The following is an 18,622-nucleotide window of genomic DNA, read 5'->3' as shown; positions in this document are numbered from 1 at the left end:
CAACTCATGGAAGAACAACAAACTTACGCTACTCACACTCGCTGGTTTCCATTGGTACATTTCGTGATCATGCCGCTCTTGCTGATCACGTTAATCTATCAGATCGTCAGGACGTATCAGGAACCAAGTTGGGATCGGGGGATGAGTATTCTTTTTGTCCTGATCGTAGTACTGGTCACCCTCTCAGCTCGACTGCAGGCATTGAAGGCTCAGGACCGTTTGATCCGGCTCGAGGAAACACTTAGATATCGAGAATTACTGTCGCCCGAACTCGCGCAAAAAGCTTCGGAGATGCAGGTTGGAAAGATGATCTCACTGCGTTTCGCTTCGGACGAAGAGTTGCCTGATCTCGTAGGACAGGTCATTGAAGGAAAACTAAGCTCTCCAAAAGAGATAAAAACCACCATTAAACAGTGGCGGGGCGATCATTTTAGAGTTTGATCAGTCTATCTCACGTCCCAGAATTTCCCGAATTACCGGAAATCGATTCAGGCTCTCGGCAGATCGGCATGTGATCCGGAACATCGGTTTGATGAAAGGTACGAAATAGGTTTTGCCGCGGTTGATGGCCTGGAACGAGAAAGTACCAGCTGCTTTCAAACATCGCTGTAAAGTCTGTAAACGAAATTCGTTAGCGAAGTTTTCTTCATCTAACGCCGGAAGTCCGAGCCGGCGGCGGACATTGAGAAAATAACGCCTTTTCTCTGCCAGCCACTCTCGCGAAGGTGGTTCGGTTATTCGATCGAGAAGGAGCGAAACGAGATCGTAAGCCGGCGAACCAATACGGGCATCCTGATGGTCGATGATCCGCATTCGGCCCCGCTGGTCGATCATCAAATTTGCCGCGTGAAAGTCGCGATGGCAGAGAACTGTTGCATACGATTCGAGTTCCGTTGCCAACTCCTCGAACTCCGCCGTCAAAGCGGCGTCGTCCTCCGGGGACAAAGGCGATCTCCGGAAAGTCTGGAAATAATGTTCCTTAAAGAAATTCAGCTCCCAGAGCAGCTTTTCCTCGTCAAACTTTAGTTTTGAGGCGATCGAATTCATCTCGTATGCCAATCCGGTGACCGTTTGGATGCGAGCGATCAAGGAAATGGCTTCATCGAGCTTCCTGGCGTGATCAGCAGAATCTGTATCCAGCAGGACGTTTCTCAGTATCACGTCGCCCAGGTCTTCCTGCACGATAACGCCGAATTCTCCGTCAAAATCGAAGATCTCAGCAACCGGCAGCCCGCCGGCGACGAACAGTTTCGTAACGTCGATGTAAGACTGCTCGGCAGGATCAAATTTTTCGGGATAAACGCAGGCGATAGCCTGAGCTCCTTTCCACGAGATCCGAAAATAACCGCGCGTTGAGGCATCCGCAGTTAGCGATTCAAATTCCTGGATCTCTCCGCGTGATGAGAGAAACTCTTTAAGTCGTTTTTCGTGATCCAACATCAAAGATTGCTAATTTAAGGGAACAATATAGTTTTCACCCTGCACATACCCGCGAAGTGCCTTTTCCGGGATCTCATTACAGCTTCGGACCATGTCCGCCCGAACGATTGCCGCGTTCTCAAAATGTTCTCCCGGCTCGATGGTCACTCCGTCGGCAATAATCGTGCGATAGAGCGTCGCTCCATCTCCGATCGTCACATCGTCCCAGATGATCGAGTCTTTAAGGCTTGCAGCTCCATTTAGGATACAATTTCGGCCAAAATGCATGTCGCACGCCCCCATCATTGCCAGCGAAATATCTAAATAGCGAGGTATGGTCGAAAGTTCGTACCAATCGCCCTCTGAAACATGGGCGGCGATGCGTCCGCCCCCTTTAATGTATGGGATGTAGATATCCGTTACGATATCTGAGAAGACTCCCCGTGGGATCATATCCAGGATCTCCGGTTCAAGAATATGGATACCAGTAAACATTAACGGCGTAACAATATCATGCTCCGTGTCGCGAAGTTCTGCTTCGGTCACCGGCGTGGCATGAGGGCCGAAGTGGTCGATCGCTCCGTCATTTGTATATACCACGGTAAACTTCTCGCGCTTGTGATTGGGTTTCAGAACCATCGTGGCGATCGCTCCTGACTTTTTGTGAGCCCGAACGGCTTCGCCAATATCGATGTCGGTGATTATCTTTCCATTGACGATGACAAACGTGTCGTCCTGTAGATGTTGACGGGCAAAATCTAAGGCACCGGCGGTTCCAAGTATCTCGGGATATTCGACCGTGTAATCAATATTCACGCCAAACCTGTTTCCGTCCCCTAAAGCGTCAATAACCGATTTAGGCTGATGATGAAGGTTAACAACGATGTCCGTGATACCGAATTTGGCGATGTATTCGGCGACATAGCCGACCAGAGGCTTGCCGAGAAAAGGTATCGCCGGTTTGGTGCGGTCGATCGTTAAGGGAAAAAGCCGCGTGCCAAAACCTGCGGCCAGGATCATTGCTTTCATAATGGCGTTTGCTGCCGAAACTAGATGATAAGTGAATGAAGAGCTTTTGTGAAAATCCTGCGCTCGTAAAGTTTTTTGTAATGCTCATCAGATAGACAAATTTCACTAACTGCTCTATCGTGAACGGTATCGAGTCAAACAAGATAACAATACAAACATCAGATCCTTCCGTTGAGCTTAAGAATGACCGACGGGAGATCTTCGGCTGGTTGACATACGACTGGGCGAATTCAGCATTTTTCACGACCGTTGTTACGGTACTCGCCGGGCCTTATTTGACGGCCCTTGCCCAGGCCGATGTCGGGAAATCCGGTGTGGTTCTTGGCCTCGGGCCATTTGGATCTATCACTTCGGACAATTTGTTTACCTCGACTCTTGGGGCATCGATCTTCCTGCAGATATTTCTGCTCCCGATCCTTGGCTCGATCGCCGATTTCACTCCGCTAAAAAAGCGGATGATGGCGGTGTTTTGCTATGTCGGCGTCGTCTCCAGCTCGCTCTTGTTCTTTATCCACGGAACGTCCTATCTTTGGGGCTGCTTGTTCCTTTTGATCTCAAATATCTGCTTCGCGGCGTCTAACGTCTTTTACAATTCCTTCCTTGTGGACATAACCACAGAAGATAAACGAGACAAGATCAGCAGTTACGGGTACGCAAGCGGGTATGTCGGCGGATTGATCATGCTCTTCGTCAATCTCGCTCTGATCAATTTTGGCGACAAGATCGGGATCGACAAAGCTCTGGCAGTTAGGGTCTCGATGCTCTCAGCCTCGCTGTGGTGGGGCGTTTTTGCGGTGGTTACGTTCGTCTGCATCAAGAAACGGGAGCCGCATCGAAAACCGGAAGGGAAAAGCCTTGTAACGGTTGGGTTTATCGAGATCTGGCGGACGTTGCGCGAGCTGGTGGGGCTTAAATACACCCTTCTGTTCCTCGCGGGTTATTTGCTCTACAACGACGGGATCCAAACAGTGATCCTCAATTCCTCGATCTTTCTATCACAGGAATTATTCATTTCTCGCGGCCTTGAAAGCGATTCGACCTTTTTGCTCGCGATCTTCGTCGTTGCTCAAGTATTTGCTCTTATAGGTGCGATCGCATTTGAACGGCTTTCGCGCGTAATTGGTACCAAACAGACGATCATCCTCTCGCTTGCCATTTGGGCGGGGATCGTTATTTTTGCCTACGGGTTCCTTCAAACCTCAACGCAAGCCTATATAATGGCTATTTTTATCGGCCTTGTACTCGGGCCGACGCAGGCTCTTTCACGGTCGCTCTTTTCGCAAATGATCCCTAAATCTCGCGAATCGGCGTTTTTCGGCCTTTACGAGATCTCTGAAAAAGGAACATCCTGGATCGGAAACCTGGTTTTTGCCGTCGTCGTCGGCACAACCGGTTCCTATCGCCAGGCGATCCTGGCACTGATCGTGTTTTTCGTCGCCGGAATGCTGATCCTTTTCTTTACAAATACGACGAGGGCGATTCACGAAGCCGGTAATCTAACCCCCGAAGAAGCGGCAAAGAAATGATGCAGAACAATTGGATTTAGAAAAAATGGCCGATATAATGTCATTAAGAAATCTGCTCTCTTACTAAAACAACCGTGACAAGCGATTCCAACGAAAAGATCATAACCATTTTTGGCGGCTCAAAATGCAGCGAGTCTTCGCCTGAATATATCGAGGCAAAAGCTCTTGGAGCAATGCTCGCCGAAGCAGGATTCACGATCTGCACGGGCGGCTACCTGGGCATTATGGAAGCCGCATCGCGGGGTGCCCGCGAAAAAGGCGGGCGGGTGCTCGGTATCGTGATGAACCAGTTCAAAAGCGAACCGAACCGTTTTTTAACCGACAAGGTAGCTACCGACCATTTCTACGACCGGCTTCAGAATCTTATAACCCGTTCCGTCGGTTTCGTCGCTTTGAAGGGCGGAATGGGCACCGTCACCGAGATCTCGCTTGTTTGGAACAAGCTGACGACCGGCGTTCTTGCCCCGCGTCCTCTGGTCTTGGTCGGTGACTGTTGGAAACCGGTCGTTGAGGCTTGGAAAGCGAACCTCGTCGTTAGTGATCGGGATCTGAGCTTTCTTGACTTCGCTGCTGATGCCGGCTCTGCTGCCTCAATAATTCTCGATAGATCGAAAGGAGTAAAGTTATGAATTGCCCAAAGTGTAATGCTCAATTGATGGATGGTGCTAAGTTTTGCGGGTCGTGTGGATTAGTTCTTCAAGGAACTCCGCCGCCGGCCCAGCCAGCTCCGCAGAGCGGAGGAGCGTTCCATTTTGACACCGATGGACGCGGACAGGGTCGAGGATATACCTGGTCGATCGAACATCAGGGAGCATTTGCTCTCGCTGTGGTGCAGCTTCAAGCCGAACAGACGATCGCTGCCGAGGCTGGGGCAATGGTATCGATGTCAGCGAATATAGATCTTTATTCTGAATTGAAGGGTGGAGTTTTTGGGGCACTAAAGCGAGCCGTTGGCGGAGAGTCTGCATTTGTTTCAACATTTACAGCTAAAGGCGGCCCGGGTGAGGTCACATTTGCACCGGGAGCTCCGGGCGATGTTGCCGGCATCGAAATGCAGAATCAGACCTTCATGGTCCAGTCGAGTTCATACCTGGCGGGCGATACTTCGCTCGTCGTAGATACCAAATTCGGCGGTGCAAAATCGTTCTTTGGCGGCGAAGGATTGTTCGTTCTGCAAGTTTCCGGAGCAGGCTTACTTCTGGTTTCCTCATTCGGAGCGATTCATCGGCGCACACTTCGTCCGGGCGAACAGTACGTGATCGATACCGGCCACCTCGTCGCCTGGGAAGGCCACATGCAGTACAACCTGAGAAAAGCAGCGAAGAGCGGGTACCTGCGGAGCATGCTTAGTGGAGAAGGAATGGTTGCTGAATTCACCGGACCGGGTGAGATACTAATTCAAACTCGCAATCTTGCGGCCTTTGCAGGTCTTCTAAAGCCGTTCTTCCCGTCTCAGGGCGGTGGCGGTGGCGGATTTAGTTTTGGCAGTTAACTTGGCTGGGATTGGTTCAGCGAGAAAATCGATGAATGATGCAGCCGCCACCTCCGAACGGCGTATTAATGGGCTTGCTGTCTCGCACGGGATCGGCATTGGACGACTAGTTTTCTTTCTCGATGACCCGAGCCATCTTACCAGTATCGCGGCGACGTCGCCCGAGGTTGAAGCTGAACGCATATCTTCAGCTGCGGCATCCTGCAGAGCTCAGTTGAACTCCCTGATCGCCGCAAATCAGTCCGGCGAGCAAACCGGCTATCAAAGACATTCTCGATCTACAGCTCCTGATACTCGATCAGTCGTCGCTTATAGGCAAGATCGAGGCTCAGATCGTCGAAAATGGAGTCAACGCTGAATCAGCGCCTAAAATTGTCGCCGAAGAATTGGTCGGCAGACAGTCAACCGTTGCCGATCCGCACCTCCGGGAAAAGCACCTCGATATCGCCGACGTTTGCAATAGACTGGAAGCGGCACTGCAAGGCCTTGTTCCTACCTTGGAGAATAAATATTCGGGGGCAATAGTTGCTGCCCGCGAATTGCGGCCGTCGGTGATGATCGAGCTCAAAAAATGCGGCCCGGCGGGAATAATTACCGAACGCGGCGGCTGGACCTCTCACACATCGATCCTCGCTCGGGAGTTGATAATCCCGATGGTTTCAGGCGTCCAGGCGGTCTCAGGTTCATTCGCCGAGGGGTGCGACGCGATCGTAGACGGTGAAAACGGATTAGTCATTTTCGCTCCGAGTAAATCGACGGTCAATGAATATGCCTCTATGGGTGTATCCACAAGTGCCGGTGGCTCCGAGTTTGATGTTGTTTCAACCTCCGAGACAATGGATGGCCAAAGGATCGCGGTCCGGGCAAATGTTGATATTCCGGAAGCCTATCCGCTAGCGCGCCGCAGCGGTGCCGAGGGCATCGGACTTTTTAGGTCTGAATCTCTCATCTCACAGCCCGGACAGATCCCCTCAGAAGCTCAGCAACTTACCGCGTATCGCCAGATGGCCGAGGTTGCCGGGGAAGATGGCGTTCGTATCCGAACATTTGACATCGGTATTGACCAATTATCCGGCAACGTCTCCAGGACTGAGGTAAATCCATCGCTTGGCCTGCGTTCGATCCGCCTGAGCCTTCATGAGAAGGTACATTTCCGTGCTCAGATAAGGGCTATCTTGCAAGCGTCGCTAAACACTAAGATCGATATTTTGCTCCCGATGGTGTCGGGCGTATCCGAGGTTGTGGCGGCACAAAATCTGATCGACGAAGAACGCGGCCGGCTAATTGACCACGGTATTCCATTCGGTACACCGAGGGTCGGTGCGATGATCGAAGTTCCTTCGGGTGTTATGACGTCAAGGGAAATAGCTCGAAAAGTTGATTTCATTGCGCTCGGAACCAACGATCTAGTTCAGTACCTGCTCGCGATCGACCGCGATAATGAATCGGTCGCCGAATGGTACCAGACCCTACACCCGGCGGTTTTACGCTCTATCCGTGAAGTTATAAATGCGGGTGAGGAAGCCGGAAAGCAGGTCCTTGTTTGCGGGGAGATGGCTGGGTCGCCGTTTTACGTTCCTGTTCTGATCGGCCTCGGAGCAAGGGAACTAAGCATGAACGTCAATTCTATCAAGCAGATACGCCATCTCATCTCAGGTATTACAGTAGATCGAGCAACGGAGCTTGCTGCGAAAATAGCGCACTGCGAAACCTCGGAAGAAACCGAGGGGATTCTTCGCTCGTTCTACACTCAGCATTGGGCCGATCTATTTCCCCAAGGCCTTCTGGATGCTAAACATCGTTAGAACCTAAAAAAATAGAATTTTGGTGCTTTTATCCGTTTACTTATGCGTTGCTAGCTGCATGCCCGCAAATGGCGACAACGAATAGACAAGATCGGAGTGCCAAAATGACATTGATAGAACGAAAGTCACTAATTTCCATTGGTTTGTGCATCCTTTTCGCAATCGCGATGACGGCAGGTAGTCTTTCTGCTCAGTCCGACGGCCGAAGCAGGAATAATCCGTACTCACCAAGCCCAAACTCCAAAACAAAGCAGATCGAAATTCCGACATCTACAAAAAATAATGTTGGATCCGGTGAAGTTTCTTTCGTAATGCAAAGATCGGCCTCGCAGGTTCCGGACGCCAATCGTCCGAATGCAGACGTCAGGCCAACAATTGCGCAAACAACGTTCAAGATTGCAAAAACAGCAGAGATCCGTACACTGCCCCCAACAGAAGTCTATAAGATCGGTATCGGCGATGTGCTCTTTGTGAGCTTGAAAAATTCAACGCAGGGATCGGGATATTTTACCGTACGTTCTGACGGAACGATCGACTACCCGCTGGCAGGCGATGTGGTCGTCGTGGCGGACCAAACTACCGAGGTCGCGGAAGAGATCATCGCAAGCGGTATCAAGATTTTTACCGAGCCTCAGATCGAGGTTAAAGTCCGTCAATACGGAAGCCACAAGATCACCGTTTCCGGATTGGTAGAAAACGCCGGTGAAAAGAACCTTCAGCGAGAAGCGATGCCGTTGTTCGCGATCAGAGCAGAAGCCGTCGTCAAGCCGAAGGCCACTAAGGTATCCATAATTCGGGGCGATCAGCTTAAGCACGAGATATATGATCTAAAAGATCCGAAAACAGACGAGATCCTTATCTTTCCGGGAAACACGGTCGAATTCACGGGTGATTCCGGTTCAGCAACCGCAGCCGGGTCATTTTTTATCAGCGGCGAAGTAATTTCGGGCGGACAGAAGGACCTCACGAATGGATTAACCCTATATCAGGCAGTGATCGTATCTGGTGGAACTAAGGGCGACCCTAAGAAAGCCGTGATCCGGCGAAAGAACGAGAGGGGTATGTTCACGGTTCTAGAACACAACTTGCGATCGATCAGGGAAGGCAGATCAATGGATCCGTTCCTCGCCCCTGGCGACGTAATCGAGATAAAGAATTAGGTTTCTTGTAACAAGATATTTGATTGTTCAACAAATTTTGTTATGCTTAAGAGGCCTTGATAGTGAAACGCGTCGGGTGGTCGCTGTTTGCGTAAGCAAAGAGAGGAAAGTCCGAACACCATAGAGCAGCGAGCCGGATAACGTCCGGGACCAGATCGAGCGAGGAATCCTCGCCAGCTTTTCGAGGTTGGAGTAATGAGGAAGAAGCAAGAATTGGGACGACAAGTGCAACAGAGAGTAAACCAGCCCGCAAGGGTAATGGGTGAAAGGGTGAGGTAAGAGCTCACCGGCGTGTTTGGTAACAGATGCGGCCAGGTAAACTCCTCGCGGTGCAAGGCCAAATAGGGAAACGAGACCGAGCTGCTCGCTTGGGTGCCGAAAGGCGGCGTTTCCGGGTAGGCCGCTCGAGCCATGCGGTAACGCACGGCCTAGATGAATGATCACAGCCCGCGAAAGCGGGAGACAAGATTCGGCTTATAGACGCGTTTCATTACTTGGTAACTCGGCAGCTTTTTTTTCAATAAAACTTAGGAGAAGTTATTTTTATGGCGAACCGTAAAGGTGTGTTTATCGGTGCGTATGTACCAAACGAACTAAAGGAGTCGTTAAGAAGGCGGGCCGCCGGCGAACATCGCACCCTCTCGCAGGAGATCACGCGTATTCTGGTCGAAGCCGTTCATGGTAAAGGACTGCCGCCCGGAAGTGTAGATCGACGAAATTCAAACGAGATCCCGCGACGCCGGGCGACCGACCCGCCGATCCGACGCCGTGCCGATGATCTTCCGTACATTCCGCCGGTTTCGGACAAAAAGTAGGATCTTGTTTGCCAGCTATCAAAAGTGCCGCTATCTGTTGCGGCACTTTTTTTGCGCTTCGCTTGTCTGGTAACATCGTTGATAGATGCATAAGAACACACTCGCCTTTGTGATAGTTGCCGCCATCGGCGGTTTTGTTGCCGGATTTTGGCTCGCAAATTCCATAAATCGCTCTGCCGGGACGACGACAACCAGCACGGCTCCAGCCGCGAATTCCGGCGCTACCACGGCTTCGCCGGAAACCGAACTTACCGACGCCGAGATCAAAGCCAAGATCGCCGAGGCTGATCAAAGCCCTGGCAACCTTTCGTTCCAACGCGATCTCGGCATTTCGCTTTACCGCTACGCGGCAATGAAGCAAAATCCTGAACTGCTTGGCGATGCCGTCCGCATACTGGAACGCGCGGATTCCTTGAAGAAGGACGATTTTGACATTCTCGTCGCTTTGGGTAATGCTCATTTTGACATCGGCTTCTTCAAAAAGGACGTTGCGAGCTTTCAAAGAGCCAGAGATATCTACGCAAAAGCGCTCGCTGTTCGGCCCGGCGAACCTGATGTGAGTACAGATCTTGGTATTTCGTATTTCGTACAAGAACCGCCGGATCTGGATAAGGCTGCTGCCGAGTTGGAACGTGTTTCAAAGGGCAACCCTAAACATGAGAGATCGCTTCAGTTCCTGGTTCAGGTATATGCAAAACAGAAAAAGGTTCCTCAGGCAGAAGCCGCTTTCGCTAAGCTAAAAGCTATCAATCCTAGTAGTTCCGCCCTGACTGAGTTGACTGCGATGATCTCTTCCGCCGGCGGAACGGCAAAATGAGGGAAGCACTATTTATAATCCTTGTCGCCCTTGTGCTGCTCGCCTGGACCGCTTTTCGCTATCGAAAACAGATCAGCGGCGTGATCGGTTTCGCCCGTATGCTAAAAGATGCGAAAAGCGAAATGACCGCGGGGCCAAGGCAGATACAACAGAATCCCGAAAAGGGAATTCCTCTCGTAAACTGTTCTAAATGCGGGGTCTGGGTGCCTCAGAACAAAGCTCGGAAGGTTGGCGATCTGTTCTTCTGCTCAGACGAATGCGTAAGGTCGAGAAGTCACGCCTAATCTGCAAATGCCCACGCATAAACAAGGGCTCATCAACAAAACTAAGAAAAGGTCGACAAGTACCAAACGATCATTCTCTCACCAAACAAGAGCCCGACGATCGAACCGATCCCAAGAAATATACCAAAGGGAAGCTGCGTCTGCAGGTCGCGGTCTTTGCTTTTAAGAACCAGCGCGATGCCGATCAGCGCTCCTGAAAACGCGCCGAGAAAGATAGTCAGTATCGTCACGCGCCAGCCGAGCAAAGCCCCGACGCCGAACATCATCTTCACATCGCCCAAACCCATCGCGTCTACTCCCCGCAGTGCCTTCCAGATCGCCCCAACCAGCCATAGCGATCCGCCGCCAACTAACGCACCAAATAAACCTCCTGCTAAACTAACCGCCCAGCCCGGATAACCCGCAAGTTGGTTGATCGGCGAATACGCCATATCCGAGAACGTATAGCCCGATAAGACGATCGGATAAATTATCCGCACGATCAAAACCGCCACGAAAAGCGGATACGTGATCACATTTGGCAGGATCATGTGTTCGGCGTCAATGAAGAGCAGTGCGATCATCGTCGAAACGAACACGAGGGCCACAGGCAGAAAAACGGTGAAGCCGATCTGCCAATACGTCAGCATAAATACCATGGCCGTCAGCAATTCAACCGCCGGATACCGCCATGCGATCGGCTCTTTGCAGCTAGAACACTTTCCGCCCAGCATCAGCCAGCCGAAGATCGGTACATTGTGATAAAACTTGATTCCGTTTTTACAATTCGGGCATGCAGAGCTTGTGAGTAAGGAGAGTTCGTTTGGGACTCGATAAACGACGACATTCATGAAGCTGCCGATGCACGCTCCTAAAACGAAAATGAAGATGTACCCAAAGACCTCAGGTACGCCGAGTGCTGCTTCGAGTGAAGCTAAGAAAAGTGTTTGCATGAGGGTTAGGTTTCGAGGGGCAAGTCGAAAAGTGACGCCTCTTTAATAATAGAGATTTCGCGGAAAAAAGAAAAGATGTTCTTTATCAAGCAGTTTGCTAGCAAAGAGAGCGAACATCCTTTATTATTTTGTTGTTAGATCTCTTCGTAAACACATATACCTAAAGGACGTAGCCAATTGGAACCTACTGACGTAAAAGACCCCGAGTATTTTCATAAGGTTGTTGATTGCCAGTATGCCTGCCCCGCGCACACGCCGGTGCCGGAATATATCAGGCTGATCGCCGAGGGACGTTACACCGAGGCGTACATGATCAACTGGGATTCGAACGTATTTCCCGGCGTTTTGGGACGCACCTGCGACCGCCCATGCGAACCGGCATGCCGCCGCGGACGCCTCGAACAGGAACCCGTCGCGATCTGCCGCCTGAAGCGCGTCGCTGCCGATAATCGCGATGACGTTATCCCTTATATGCCGCAAGGGCCGTTTCCTTCGAATGGCAAGAAGGTCGCTCTGATCGGCGGCGGGCCTGCGTCATTGACGGTCGCACGCGATCTGGCTCCGCTGGGTTATGAGATACACCTTTTCGACGAACAAAAGCTCGGCGGCGGATTTATGCGTTCGCAGATACCGGCGTTTCGTCTGCCGGAACACGTTCTGAACGATGAGGTCAATTATATTTTGCGGCTCGGCATTCACACCCATTTTGAACATTACGTTGACAGTCTGAAAGGCGTACTGGAGAAAGATTACGACGCGGTTTTCGTCGGTACCGGAGCTCCGCGAGGCCGCGATCTGCCCGATCTTCCCGGACGGCAGGAGGGCGATGCGAACATTCACATCGGTATCAACTGGCTCGGAAGCGTTGCATTCGAACACACCGACAAGATCGAAAAACGGGTTATCGTCCTCGGCGGCGGAAACACTGCAATGGACTGCTGTCGTACGGCTCGCCGTTTAGGTGGTGAGGATGTAAAAGTCATCGTCCGCTCGCCCTTCGCATCCATGAAGGCATCGCCCTGGGAAAAAGAAGACGCGATGCACGAGGACATTCCGATCATTGACAACCATGTTCCCAAGAGTTTCGTGATCGAAAACGGCAAGCTAGGCGGAATGACGTTCGAGAAAGTCGAGGCCAAATACGACGAGAACGGCAAACGCTCGCTCATACCGACAGGCGAACCTGATGTTTTCTATCCCGCAGACGACGTTCTGATCGCGGTGGGACAGGAAAACAGCTTCCCTTGGATCGAACGCGGCCTTGGCGTTGAATTCGATAAGTGGGAAATGCCGGTCGTCGATAAAACAACATTCCAATCAACGCATCCAAAAGTCTTCTTCGGCGGCGACGCTGCGTTCGGCCCCGAGAACGTCATCACGGCCGTCGCTCACGGCCATCAGGCGGCGGTTTCGATCGACCTTTTCTGCAATAGCAAAGACGTGAAAACCGAGCGACTTTCGCCGTTCGTCAATCTCCACTCGATGAAGATGGGCATCCACGAATGGGCATATGACAGCACGGTCGAGAATGATCAGCGTTACGTCGTACCTCAGGCTCCGAAGGATCTGACTCTGCGAGATCGTAAGAAAGAGGTCGAACTAGGATTCGACCCGCTCGCGGGTTACAAGGAGGCTGAACGCTGCCTTAATTGCGATGTCCAGACGGTTTTCTCGGCCCCGAAGTGCATTGAGTGTGATGCTTGTGTGGATATTTGCCCGACTAGCTGCATTACGTTCACTGGGAATGACGAGGAACCGGAACTTCGCGAAAAACTTAAGGTTCCAGCACTTAACTTTAAGCAATCTTTATATGTTGCCAACGGACTTAAGACCGGACGCGTTATGGTAAAAGACGAAGACGTCTGCCTCCACTGCGGTCTTTGCGCCGAGCGCTGCCCGACTGCGGCGTGGGATATGCAGGCTTTCTGGTACAACGTCACCAAGGCAGGAGAGGTTAAGTACGGCCCGACAGTGATCGGGAATATGGTGCAGATAACCAGGAATGGGAATGCCTTGGCATGATCTGAAATTAAAGGCGATCTTCAACGAAGCAAGATGAAACCGGAGAGAGTATACGCACTTATCTTCGCCAGCGTCTATCCGCATTATTTGAAAAAGACGGAGACGAAAGGGGCGAACTAAAGAGGAACTTGATGAGGTGATCCGTTGGCTGACCGGATACAGCCAGAAAGGCCTCGAAAAGGTGATCGAAGACCGAGTGGATCTGCAAACCTTTTTTGCAGAAGCTCCGAAATTTCACCCGAACGCTCATCTGATCAAAGGCGTGATCTGCGGTTACCGCGTCGAGGATATCGAGGACCCGGTGATGCAAAAGATACGGTACCTGGACAAACTTATAGACGAACTGGCCAAGGGCAGGAAAATGGAAAAGATCTTGCGAAGTGCTGGGTAGACAACGAATGCAGGAAACTAAAATAAACGATTTTGTGGTTCGCTTTGCGAACGTCAATGGCACCGGCTCAGCGTCGGCTAATGCTTTGTTCACCAAGGCGGTGTTTCGCATGGGCGTTCCGGTAACGCCGAAGAATATTTTCCCGTCCAATATTCAGGGACTGCCGACTTGGTACGAGGTGCGTATAAGCGAAAAAGGCTATCTCGGCCGCCGCGAAGGCGTGGACCTGATGGTTGCCGTCAATCCGCAGTCGATGAAGAAGGACTACGCCGATGTTAAGGCCGGCGGTTATTTTGTTTACGACAGCTCGAAGCCCTTGCCGCCGGGCTATGACCGCGATGACATCACACTGCTCGGCATCCCAATGACGGAGCTTTGTAACGCCCAATATAGTGATGCCCGGCAGCGGCAGCTGTTTAAGAACATCGTCTACATCGGCGCTCTGGCGACGTTATTCAATATCGAGTTTTCCGTGTTGGAAGGCCTGATCGGCGACCAATTCAAGGGAAAGGAAAAGCTGATCGAACCGAATATCATAGCCCTCAACATCGGTGTCGATTACGTTAAGAATAATTTCGATTATCCGCTCCCGCTCCGTATCGAACGTCGCGATCTGCTTGGCGATAAGATCCTGTACGGCGGCAATTCTGCCTGTGCACTAGGTGCGATCTATGCCGGAGCAACCGTTGCCGCCTGGTATCCGATCACGCCTTCAACATCGGTCGTTGATGCATTTACAAAATACGCCGCGAAATACCGCGTCGATCCCGAGACCGGCAAGAACAACTATGCCATCGTCCAGGCCGAAGACGAACTCGCGGCGATCGGAATGGTGATGGGAGCGTCCTGGAACGGCGCAAGGGCATTCACTGCCACGAGTGGGCCGGGACTTTCGCTGATGAACGAATTTCTCGGTCTTGGCTATTTCGCTGAGGTTCCCACTGTACTTATCGATGTGCAGCGAACGGGCCCTTCGACCGGCATGCCGACGCGGACGCAACAGTCTGATGTTTTGCTAGCAGCTTATGCTTCGCACGGCGATACCAAGCACCCTTTGCTCTTTCCGGCAACGCCGAAAGAGTGCTTTGAAATGACGGCTGACGCATTTGACCTTGCCGAACGCCTGCAAACGCCCGTGATCGTCATGACGGACCTTGACCTTGGTATGAATGATCACGTCACCGATCAGTTAGTTTGGGACGACAGCCGCCGGTACGACCGCGGCAAAGTATTGACGTCCGAGCAACTTAACAGCATTTACGGATCAATGGCAGACGCTTACGAAAGCCGCGGCAGCGGCCATCACGCGGATCTACCCGGTGACGACGGAAGCGACCAGACCGCTGGTGAACCGCTGCAGCAGTTCCGCGGCAAATTCGGCCGCTACCTCGACATCGACGACGACGGCATACCTTATCGCACGATCGCCGGTACACACGCGACAAAAGGAGCTTTCGTCACCCGCGGCTCGTCCCGAGATGAATACGGTGTCTATACCGAAGACGGCGATGCCTACCGCCGCAACGTCGATCGGTTGGCAAAAAAATGGGACACAGCCAAAGAACTGGTCCCGCAGCCGCATTTTTATCAGGAAGCGAATCGTTCGAAAGACGGAGTGATATTCTTTGGAACGTCCATTTTCTCGGCAGAAGAAGCTATCGAAATGCTCAACGAAGAGGGAATCCACCTGGACGCGATGCGGCCGCGGGCTTTTCCATTCAGCAAGAGCTTTCGCCAATTTGTTGCGGCACACCATCGCATTTACGTGATCGAGCAAAATCGAGACGCCCAATTTCGCAGTCTAATGATGATAGAACTGGGAGTCGATGCCTCGAGGCTTGTCTCCGTTTTAAACTACGACGGAACGCCTGTTACCGCAGATTACATCTACAGAAAGATAAAAGAGAATTTAAATAGATGACCTACATCAGACCAACATTTCGACATCCGGCGTTGCCCAAGAATGAACTCGGTTACACCGTCGATTACTACGAGGGTTCGCTGTCGACGCTTTGTGCCGGTTGCGGGCATGATTCCATCAACGCCGCGATCGTTCAGGCTTGTTGGGAAATGAACATCGAGCCGCATAAGGTCGCAAAGCTTTCGGGAATCGGGTGTTCGTCGAAATCGCCGGCTTATTTCTTAAGCAATTCGCACGGGTTCAATTCCGTCCACGGCCGAATGCCGAGCGTGGCCACGGGTGCGAATCTCGCGAACCGCGACCTGATATATTTCGGGGTCTCGGGCGACGGCGATACGGCTTCGATCGGCATGGGACAGTTCGTTCACGTCGTCAGACGAAACCTGAACATGGTTTACCTCGTGATGAACAACGGCTGCTACGGCCTGACCAAAGGCCAGGACAGTGCGACTGCTGACGCTGGCTCGAAAAGCAAAGCGGGAAGTGTGAACCTGTTCGAAGCCATCGATCTCGCAAGCCTCGCGATCGAGCTTGGGGCCACGTTTGTTGCTCAGAGCTTCTCAGGCGACAAAGATCAGCTTATTCCGCTCATGAAAGCGGCGATGAAACACAAAGGATTTGCATTTCTGAATGTCATATCGCCCTGCGTGACCTTTAACAACAACGTTGGTTCGACGAAATCCTATGATTACGTTCGCGAGCATGTCGAAGTAACCGGAACGATGGATTTTGTGCCAATGATGCACGAGATCACGACGAATTACGATTCCGGCTCGGTGAATGATCTGGTCATGCACGATGGCACATCGATCCGACTGCATAAACTCGCCAAAGATTGGGATCCCTTTGATCGCCTATCGTCGGTCAATGCAGTTCAGAAAGCAAAACACACGGGAGAGATCCTGACGGGACTGCTCTACATTGACCCTGACTCGACCGAACTTCACGAAATGATCAACACATCGGAACAGCCGCTGAATGCTCTACCGCAGTCACTTCTGTGTCCCGGAAACGAGGCACTCGGCACAATAAACCGCTCGCTCAGATAATGAATATTCACAGCTTATCCAACATCACGAGGACGCTCCGATCAAAATGGGGCGTCCTCTTTTTCATATTTGCAGTTTCGATCACCGCTCTACCGCAGCCCAGGGAAACATTCGGATGGAAGGGAAATTCGTTTCTGCTCAACGGCAAACCGTTCACGATCCGCTCGGGCGAGATGCATTATCCGCGTGTACCGCGGGCTTATTGGCGTGATCGGTTTAAGAAAGCTCGCGCAATGGGTTTGAACACGATCACGACCTACGTCTTTTGGAATTTGCATGAGCCGGTGCCTGGAAAATTCGATTTTACCGGCAATCTCGACGTTGCTGAGTTCGTCCGCGAAGCAGGTGAAGAAGGGCTATATGTGATCGTGCGCCCCGGGCCGTATATTTGTACGGAATGGGATTTCGGCGGATTTCCGTCGTGGCTTCTGAAAAATCCTGATATCAAGGTTAGAGGAACCGACCCGGTTTTTCTCGCTGCATCAGCGAAATACATGCAGCAGGTGGGCAAACAGCTTGCACCTCTACAGATCACACGCGGCGGAAACATAATTATGGCTCAGGTTGAGAACGAATATGGATCGTTCGCGGCAAATCATGCTTACATGAGTGCCGTCCGTGACCAGATAACGACCGCGGGTTTCGACGTAACTCTCTTCACGTCAGACGGCCCGGGAGCTAAGAATCTTGACGGCGGAACGCTGCCCAACGACCTCGCCGTCATCAATTTCGGTGCGGGCGACAATGTCGCCGATCAATTCAAGGAATTCGACAAACGCTGGCCCGATCGCCCTCGAATGGTCGGTGAATATTGGGTCGGCTGGTTCGACCATTGGGGCGAGACGCATCATCCGCTGCCGCCGTGGGGTGGAAACGAAAAGCGCGTTCAGCACGAAGTTCCCGCCGAGGGAATCGAGTGGATGCTCAGCAACAACACGTCTTTCAACGTCTATATGTTCCACGGCGGAACGACTTGGGGCTTCATGGCCGGTGCAAATTCCAGCCGCGATATGCCGATCCAGCCGGACACATCGAGCTACGATTACGGTTCGCCGCTAGACGAAGCCGGACGGCCGAATGCCAAATTTTTTGCCCTTCGCGATGTTATCCAAAAGCATTTTCCGAATGAGAAGTTTCCTCCGCTTCCACCGGCACAGCCGATGATCGAGATCCCGGCTTTCGAACTGAAGGAGTACGCAACTCTAGATAGTTTGTTAAAGAAATCGGTGAAGGCTGACGAGCCGCCGACAATGGAATCGCTCGATCAGGCGTATGGCTTTTTGCTGTATCGCAAAAAGATCGGTGCGGCAGCAAAAGGAAAGCTTTCATTCGGCGAGATACGCGATTATGCCGTTGTATCTCAGGGGGACAAACGATTGGGGGCTCTCGACCGAAGACTAAAACAAAATTCCCTTGAGATAGATATCGCCGCTGGCAAGCCGCTCGATGTTCTCGTCGAAAACATGGGACGCATTAATTTTGGCCCGCGGCTTATCGATGATCGAAAGGGAATTATGGGTAAGGTCAAGTTGGGCGATCAAGAGCTGAGCGGCTGGGATGTTTTCCGGCTGCCGATGGCTGATCTTTCCCCGCTTCGCTTTAAAAAGCAGCCGGAGGCTAATACGGTCTTCTATCGCGGCTCACTCGATTTGTCATCTGTCGGCGATACCTTTCTCGATATGTCCACATGGGAAAAGGGCCACGTCTGGGTCAATGGCCATCATCTCGGCAGATTCTGGAAGATAGGGCCGCAGCAGACTCTATTCGTTCCTGGGACTTGGCTAAAGAAAGGGAATAACCAGGTTGTTGTCCTGGATGTTGGAACGCCTAAAAGTACATCCCTACGCGGCGTTAAGGATCTTATTTTTGCCAATTATTAACCAAATGTTACAAAATTCTAAATTCTGAAACACATTGCAACTACGTTCTAATCAATGTCGTATAGGTTTCTCAGAATTTG

Annotated in this window: 17 protein-coding genes, 1 other RNA gene and 1 pseudogene; 16 read left to right on the top strand and 3 right to left on the bottom strand. The window is 51.7% G+C overall.

Annotated features, from left to right (window positions below; all coding sequences use genetic code 11):
• Positions 1 to 6: 6 nt before the first annotated feature.
• Complete coding sequence (locus tag IPG22_20585; protein ID MBK6590678.1) at positions 7 to 441, top strand: hypothetical protein; 435 nt, start codon at positions 7 to 9, stop codon at positions 439 to 441.
• On the opposite strand, the gene IPG22_20580 is transcribed toward IPG22_20585, so the two are convergent.
• Positions 442 to 1,440, bottom strand: coding sequence for a phosphotransferase (locus IPG22_20580; GenBank protein MBK6590677.1), 999 nt, complete (start codon positions 1,438 to 1,440; stop codon positions 442 to 444).
• Positions 1,441 to 1,449: 9 nt separating this feature from the next.
• Positions 1,450 to 2,448, bottom strand: a complete 999-nt coding sequence (locus tag IPG22_20575) for an NDP-sugar synthase (protein MBK6590676.1) — start codon at positions 2,446 to 2,448, stop codon at positions 1,450 to 1,452.
• 143 nt (positions 2,449 to 2,591) lie between these two features.
• Between IPG22_20575 and IPG22_20570 the strand changes: the two genes are divergently transcribed.
• From IPG22_20570 to IPG22_20525, 10 genes are all read left to right on the top strand, one after another.
• Complete coding sequence (locus tag IPG22_20570) at positions 2,592 to 3,974, top strand: MFS transporter (GenBank protein ID MBK6590675.1); 1,383 nt, start codon at positions 2,592 to 2,594, stop codon at positions 3,972 to 3,974.
• A gap of 74 nt (positions 3,975 to 4,048) precedes the next feature.
• Positions 4,049 to 4,603 carry an LOG family protein gene (locus IPG22_20565; protein ID MBK6590674.1) on the top strand — a complete coding sequence of 185 codons (555 nt, stop codon included), beginning with the start codon at positions 4,049 to 4,051 and terminating at the stop codon, positions 4,601 to 4,603.
• Positions 4,604 to 4,629: 26 nt separating this feature from the next.
• Positions 4,630 to 5,466, top strand: a complete 837-nt coding sequence (locus IPG22_20560) for a TIGR00266 family protein (GenBank protein ID MBK6590673.1) — start codon at positions 4,630 to 4,632, stop codon at positions 5,464 to 5,466.
• Positions 5,467 to 5,497: 31 nt separating this feature from the next.
• Positions 5,498 to 5,824, top strand: a complete 327-nt coding sequence (locus IPG22_20555) for a hypothetical protein (protein ID MBK6590672.1) — start codon at positions 5,498 to 5,500, stop codon at positions 5,822 to 5,824.
• Positions 5,825 to 5,852: 28 nt separating this feature from the next.
• On the top strand, positions 5,853 to 7,271 hold the full coding sequence (ptsP, locus tag IPG22_20550; protein MBK6590671.1) for a phosphoenolpyruvate--protein phosphotransferase: 1,419 nt from the start codon (positions 5,853 to 5,855) through the stop codon (positions 7,269 to 7,271).
• A 311-nt stretch (positions 7,272 to 7,582) separates the two neighbouring features.
• A complete protein-coding gene (locus IPG22_20545; GenBank protein ID MBK6590670.1) occupies positions 7,583 to 8,431 on the top strand; it encodes a polysaccharide biosynthesis/export family protein in 849 nt (282 codons plus the stop codon).
• A gap of 64 nt (positions 8,432 to 8,495) precedes the next feature.
• Positions 8,496 to 8,924: RNase P RNA component class A (rnpB, locus tag IPG22_20540), an RNA gene on the top strand.
• Between the two features lie 52 nt (positions 8,925 to 8,976).
• Positions 8,977 to 9,246: a hypothetical protein gene (locus IPG22_20535; protein ID MBK6590669.1), complete on the top strand. Its 270-nt coding sequence runs from the start codon at positions 8,977 to 8,979 to the stop codon at positions 9,244 to 9,246.
• A gap of 85 nt (positions 9,247 to 9,331) precedes the next feature.
• Positions 9,332 to 10,063, top strand: a complete 732-nt coding sequence (locus IPG22_20530) for a tetratricopeptide repeat protein (GenBank protein ID MBK6590668.1) — start codon at positions 9,332 to 9,334, stop codon at positions 10,061 to 10,063.
• Positions 10,060 to 10,347, top strand: a complete 288-nt coding sequence (locus tag IPG22_20525; GenBank protein ID MBK6590667.1) for a hypothetical protein — start codon at positions 10,060 to 10,062, stop codon at positions 10,345 to 10,347. Before IPG22_20530 ends, IPG22_20525 begins: the two co-directional genes overlap by 4 nt.
• A gap of 41 nt (positions 10,348 to 10,388) precedes the next feature.
• Here IPG22_20525 and IPG22_20520 read toward each other — a convergent pair whose 3' ends face one another.
• On the bottom strand, positions 10,389 to 11,279 hold the full coding sequence (locus tag IPG22_20520; GenBank protein MBK6590666.1) for a prepilin peptidase: 891 nt from the start codon (positions 11,277 to 11,279) through the stop codon (positions 10,389 to 10,391).
• A 177-nt stretch (positions 11,280 to 11,456) separates the two neighbouring features.
• Here IPG22_20520 and IPG22_20515 point away from each other — a divergent pair, with 177 nt between their 5' ends.
• The 5 genes and pseudogenes from IPG22_20515 to IPG22_20495 all read left to right on the top strand — a co-directional run bounded on the left by IPG22_20515 (position 11,457) and on the right by IPG22_20495 (position 18,542).
• Positions 11,457 to 13,301 (top strand): FAD-dependent oxidoreductase, encoded by a 1,845-nt coding sequence (locus tag IPG22_20515; protein ID MBK6590665.1) that lies wholly within the window; start codon positions 11,457 to 11,459, stop codon positions 13,299 to 13,301.
• 33 nt (positions 13,302 to 13,334) lie between these two features.
• Positions 13,335 to 13,692: pseudogene (locus tag IPG22_20510) on the top strand (DUF2200 domain-containing protein).
• Positions 13,693 to 13,699: 7 nt separating this feature from the next.
• Positions 13,700 to 15,613, top strand: a complete 1,914-nt coding sequence (locus IPG22_20505; GenBank protein ID MBK6590664.1) for a 2-oxoacid:acceptor oxidoreductase subunit alpha — start codon at positions 13,700 to 13,702, stop codon at positions 15,611 to 15,613.
• Complete coding sequence (locus IPG22_20500) at positions 15,610 to 16,662, top strand: 2-oxoacid:ferredoxin oxidoreductase subunit beta (protein MBK6590663.1); 1,053 nt, start codon at positions 15,610 to 15,612, stop codon at positions 16,660 to 16,662. Before IPG22_20505 ends, IPG22_20500 begins: the two co-directional genes overlap by 4 nt.
• Positions 16,662 to 18,542 (top strand): beta-galactosidase, encoded by a 1,881-nt coding sequence (locus IPG22_20495; GenBank protein ID MBK6590662.1) that lies wholly within the window; start codon positions 16,662 to 16,664, stop codon positions 18,540 to 18,542. Before IPG22_20500 ends, IPG22_20495 begins: the two co-directional genes overlap by 1 nt.
• Positions 18,543 to 18,622 lie beyond the last annotated feature (80 nt).

Source organism: Acidobacteriota bacterium, assembly GCA_016703965.1.
In the GTDB taxonomy this organism is placed as follows: Bacteria; Acidobacteriota; Blastocatellia; order Pyrinomonadales; family Pyrinomonadaceae; genus OLB17.
Note: the sequence above shows the minus strand (reverse complement) of the source record. Positions and strands in the feature narration are given on the sequence as shown.

What these genes read in the sequence shown, in the direction of transcription:
- IPG22_20560 (MBK6590673.1), top strand. Translation starts at nt 4,630, where the DNA reads ATGGATGGTGCTAAGTTTTGCGGGTCGTGTGGATTAGTTCTTCAAGGA.
- IPG22_20585 (MBK6590678.1), top strand. Translation starts at nt 7, where the DNA reads ATGGAAGAACAACAAACTTACGCTACTCACACTCGCTGGTTTCCATTG.
- IPG22_20520 (MBK6590666.1), bottom strand. Translation starts at nt 11,279, where the DNA reads ATGCAAACACTTTTCTTAGCTTCACTCGAAGCAGCACTCGGCGTACCT.
- IPG22_20505 (MBK6590664.1), top strand. Translation starts at nt 13,700, where the DNA reads ATGCAGGAAACTAAAATAAACGATTTTGTGGTTCGCTTTGCGAACGTC.
- IPG22_20580 (MBK6590677.1), bottom strand. Translation starts at nt 1,440, where the DNA reads ATGTTGGATCACGAAAAACGACTTAAAGAGTTTCTCTCATCACGCGGA.
- IPG22_20545 (MBK6590670.1), top strand. Translation starts at nt 7,583, where the DNA reads ATGCAAAGATCGGCCTCGCAGGTTCCGGACGCCAATCGTCCGAATGCA.
- IPG22_20555 (MBK6590672.1), top strand. Translation starts at nt 5,498, where the DNA reads ATGAATGATGCAGCCGCCACCTCCGAACGGCGTATTAATGGGCTTGCT.
- IPG22_20525 (MBK6590667.1), top strand. Translation starts at nt 10,060, where the DNA reads ATGAGGGAAGCACTATTTATAATCCTTGTCGCCCTTGTGCTGCTCGCC.
- IPG22_20530 (MBK6590668.1), top strand. Translation starts at nt 9,332, where the DNA reads ATGCATAAGAACACACTCGCCTTTGTGATAGTTGCCGCCATCGGCGGT.
- IPG22_20500 (MBK6590663.1), top strand. Translation starts at nt 15,610, where the DNA reads ATGACCTACATCAGACCAACATTTCGACATCCGGCGTTGCCCAAGAAT.
- IPG22_20495 (MBK6590662.1), top strand. Translation starts at nt 16,662, where the DNA reads ATGAATATTCACAGCTTATCCAACATCACGAGGACGCTCCGATCAAAA.
- IPG22_20535 (MBK6590669.1), top strand. Translation starts at nt 8,977, where the DNA reads ATGGCGAACCGTAAAGGTGTGTTTATCGGTGCGTATGTACCAAACGAA.
- IPG22_20575 (MBK6590676.1), bottom strand. Translation starts at nt 2,448, where the DNA reads ATGAAAGCAATGATCCTGGCCGCAGGTTTTGGCACGCGGCTTTTTCCC.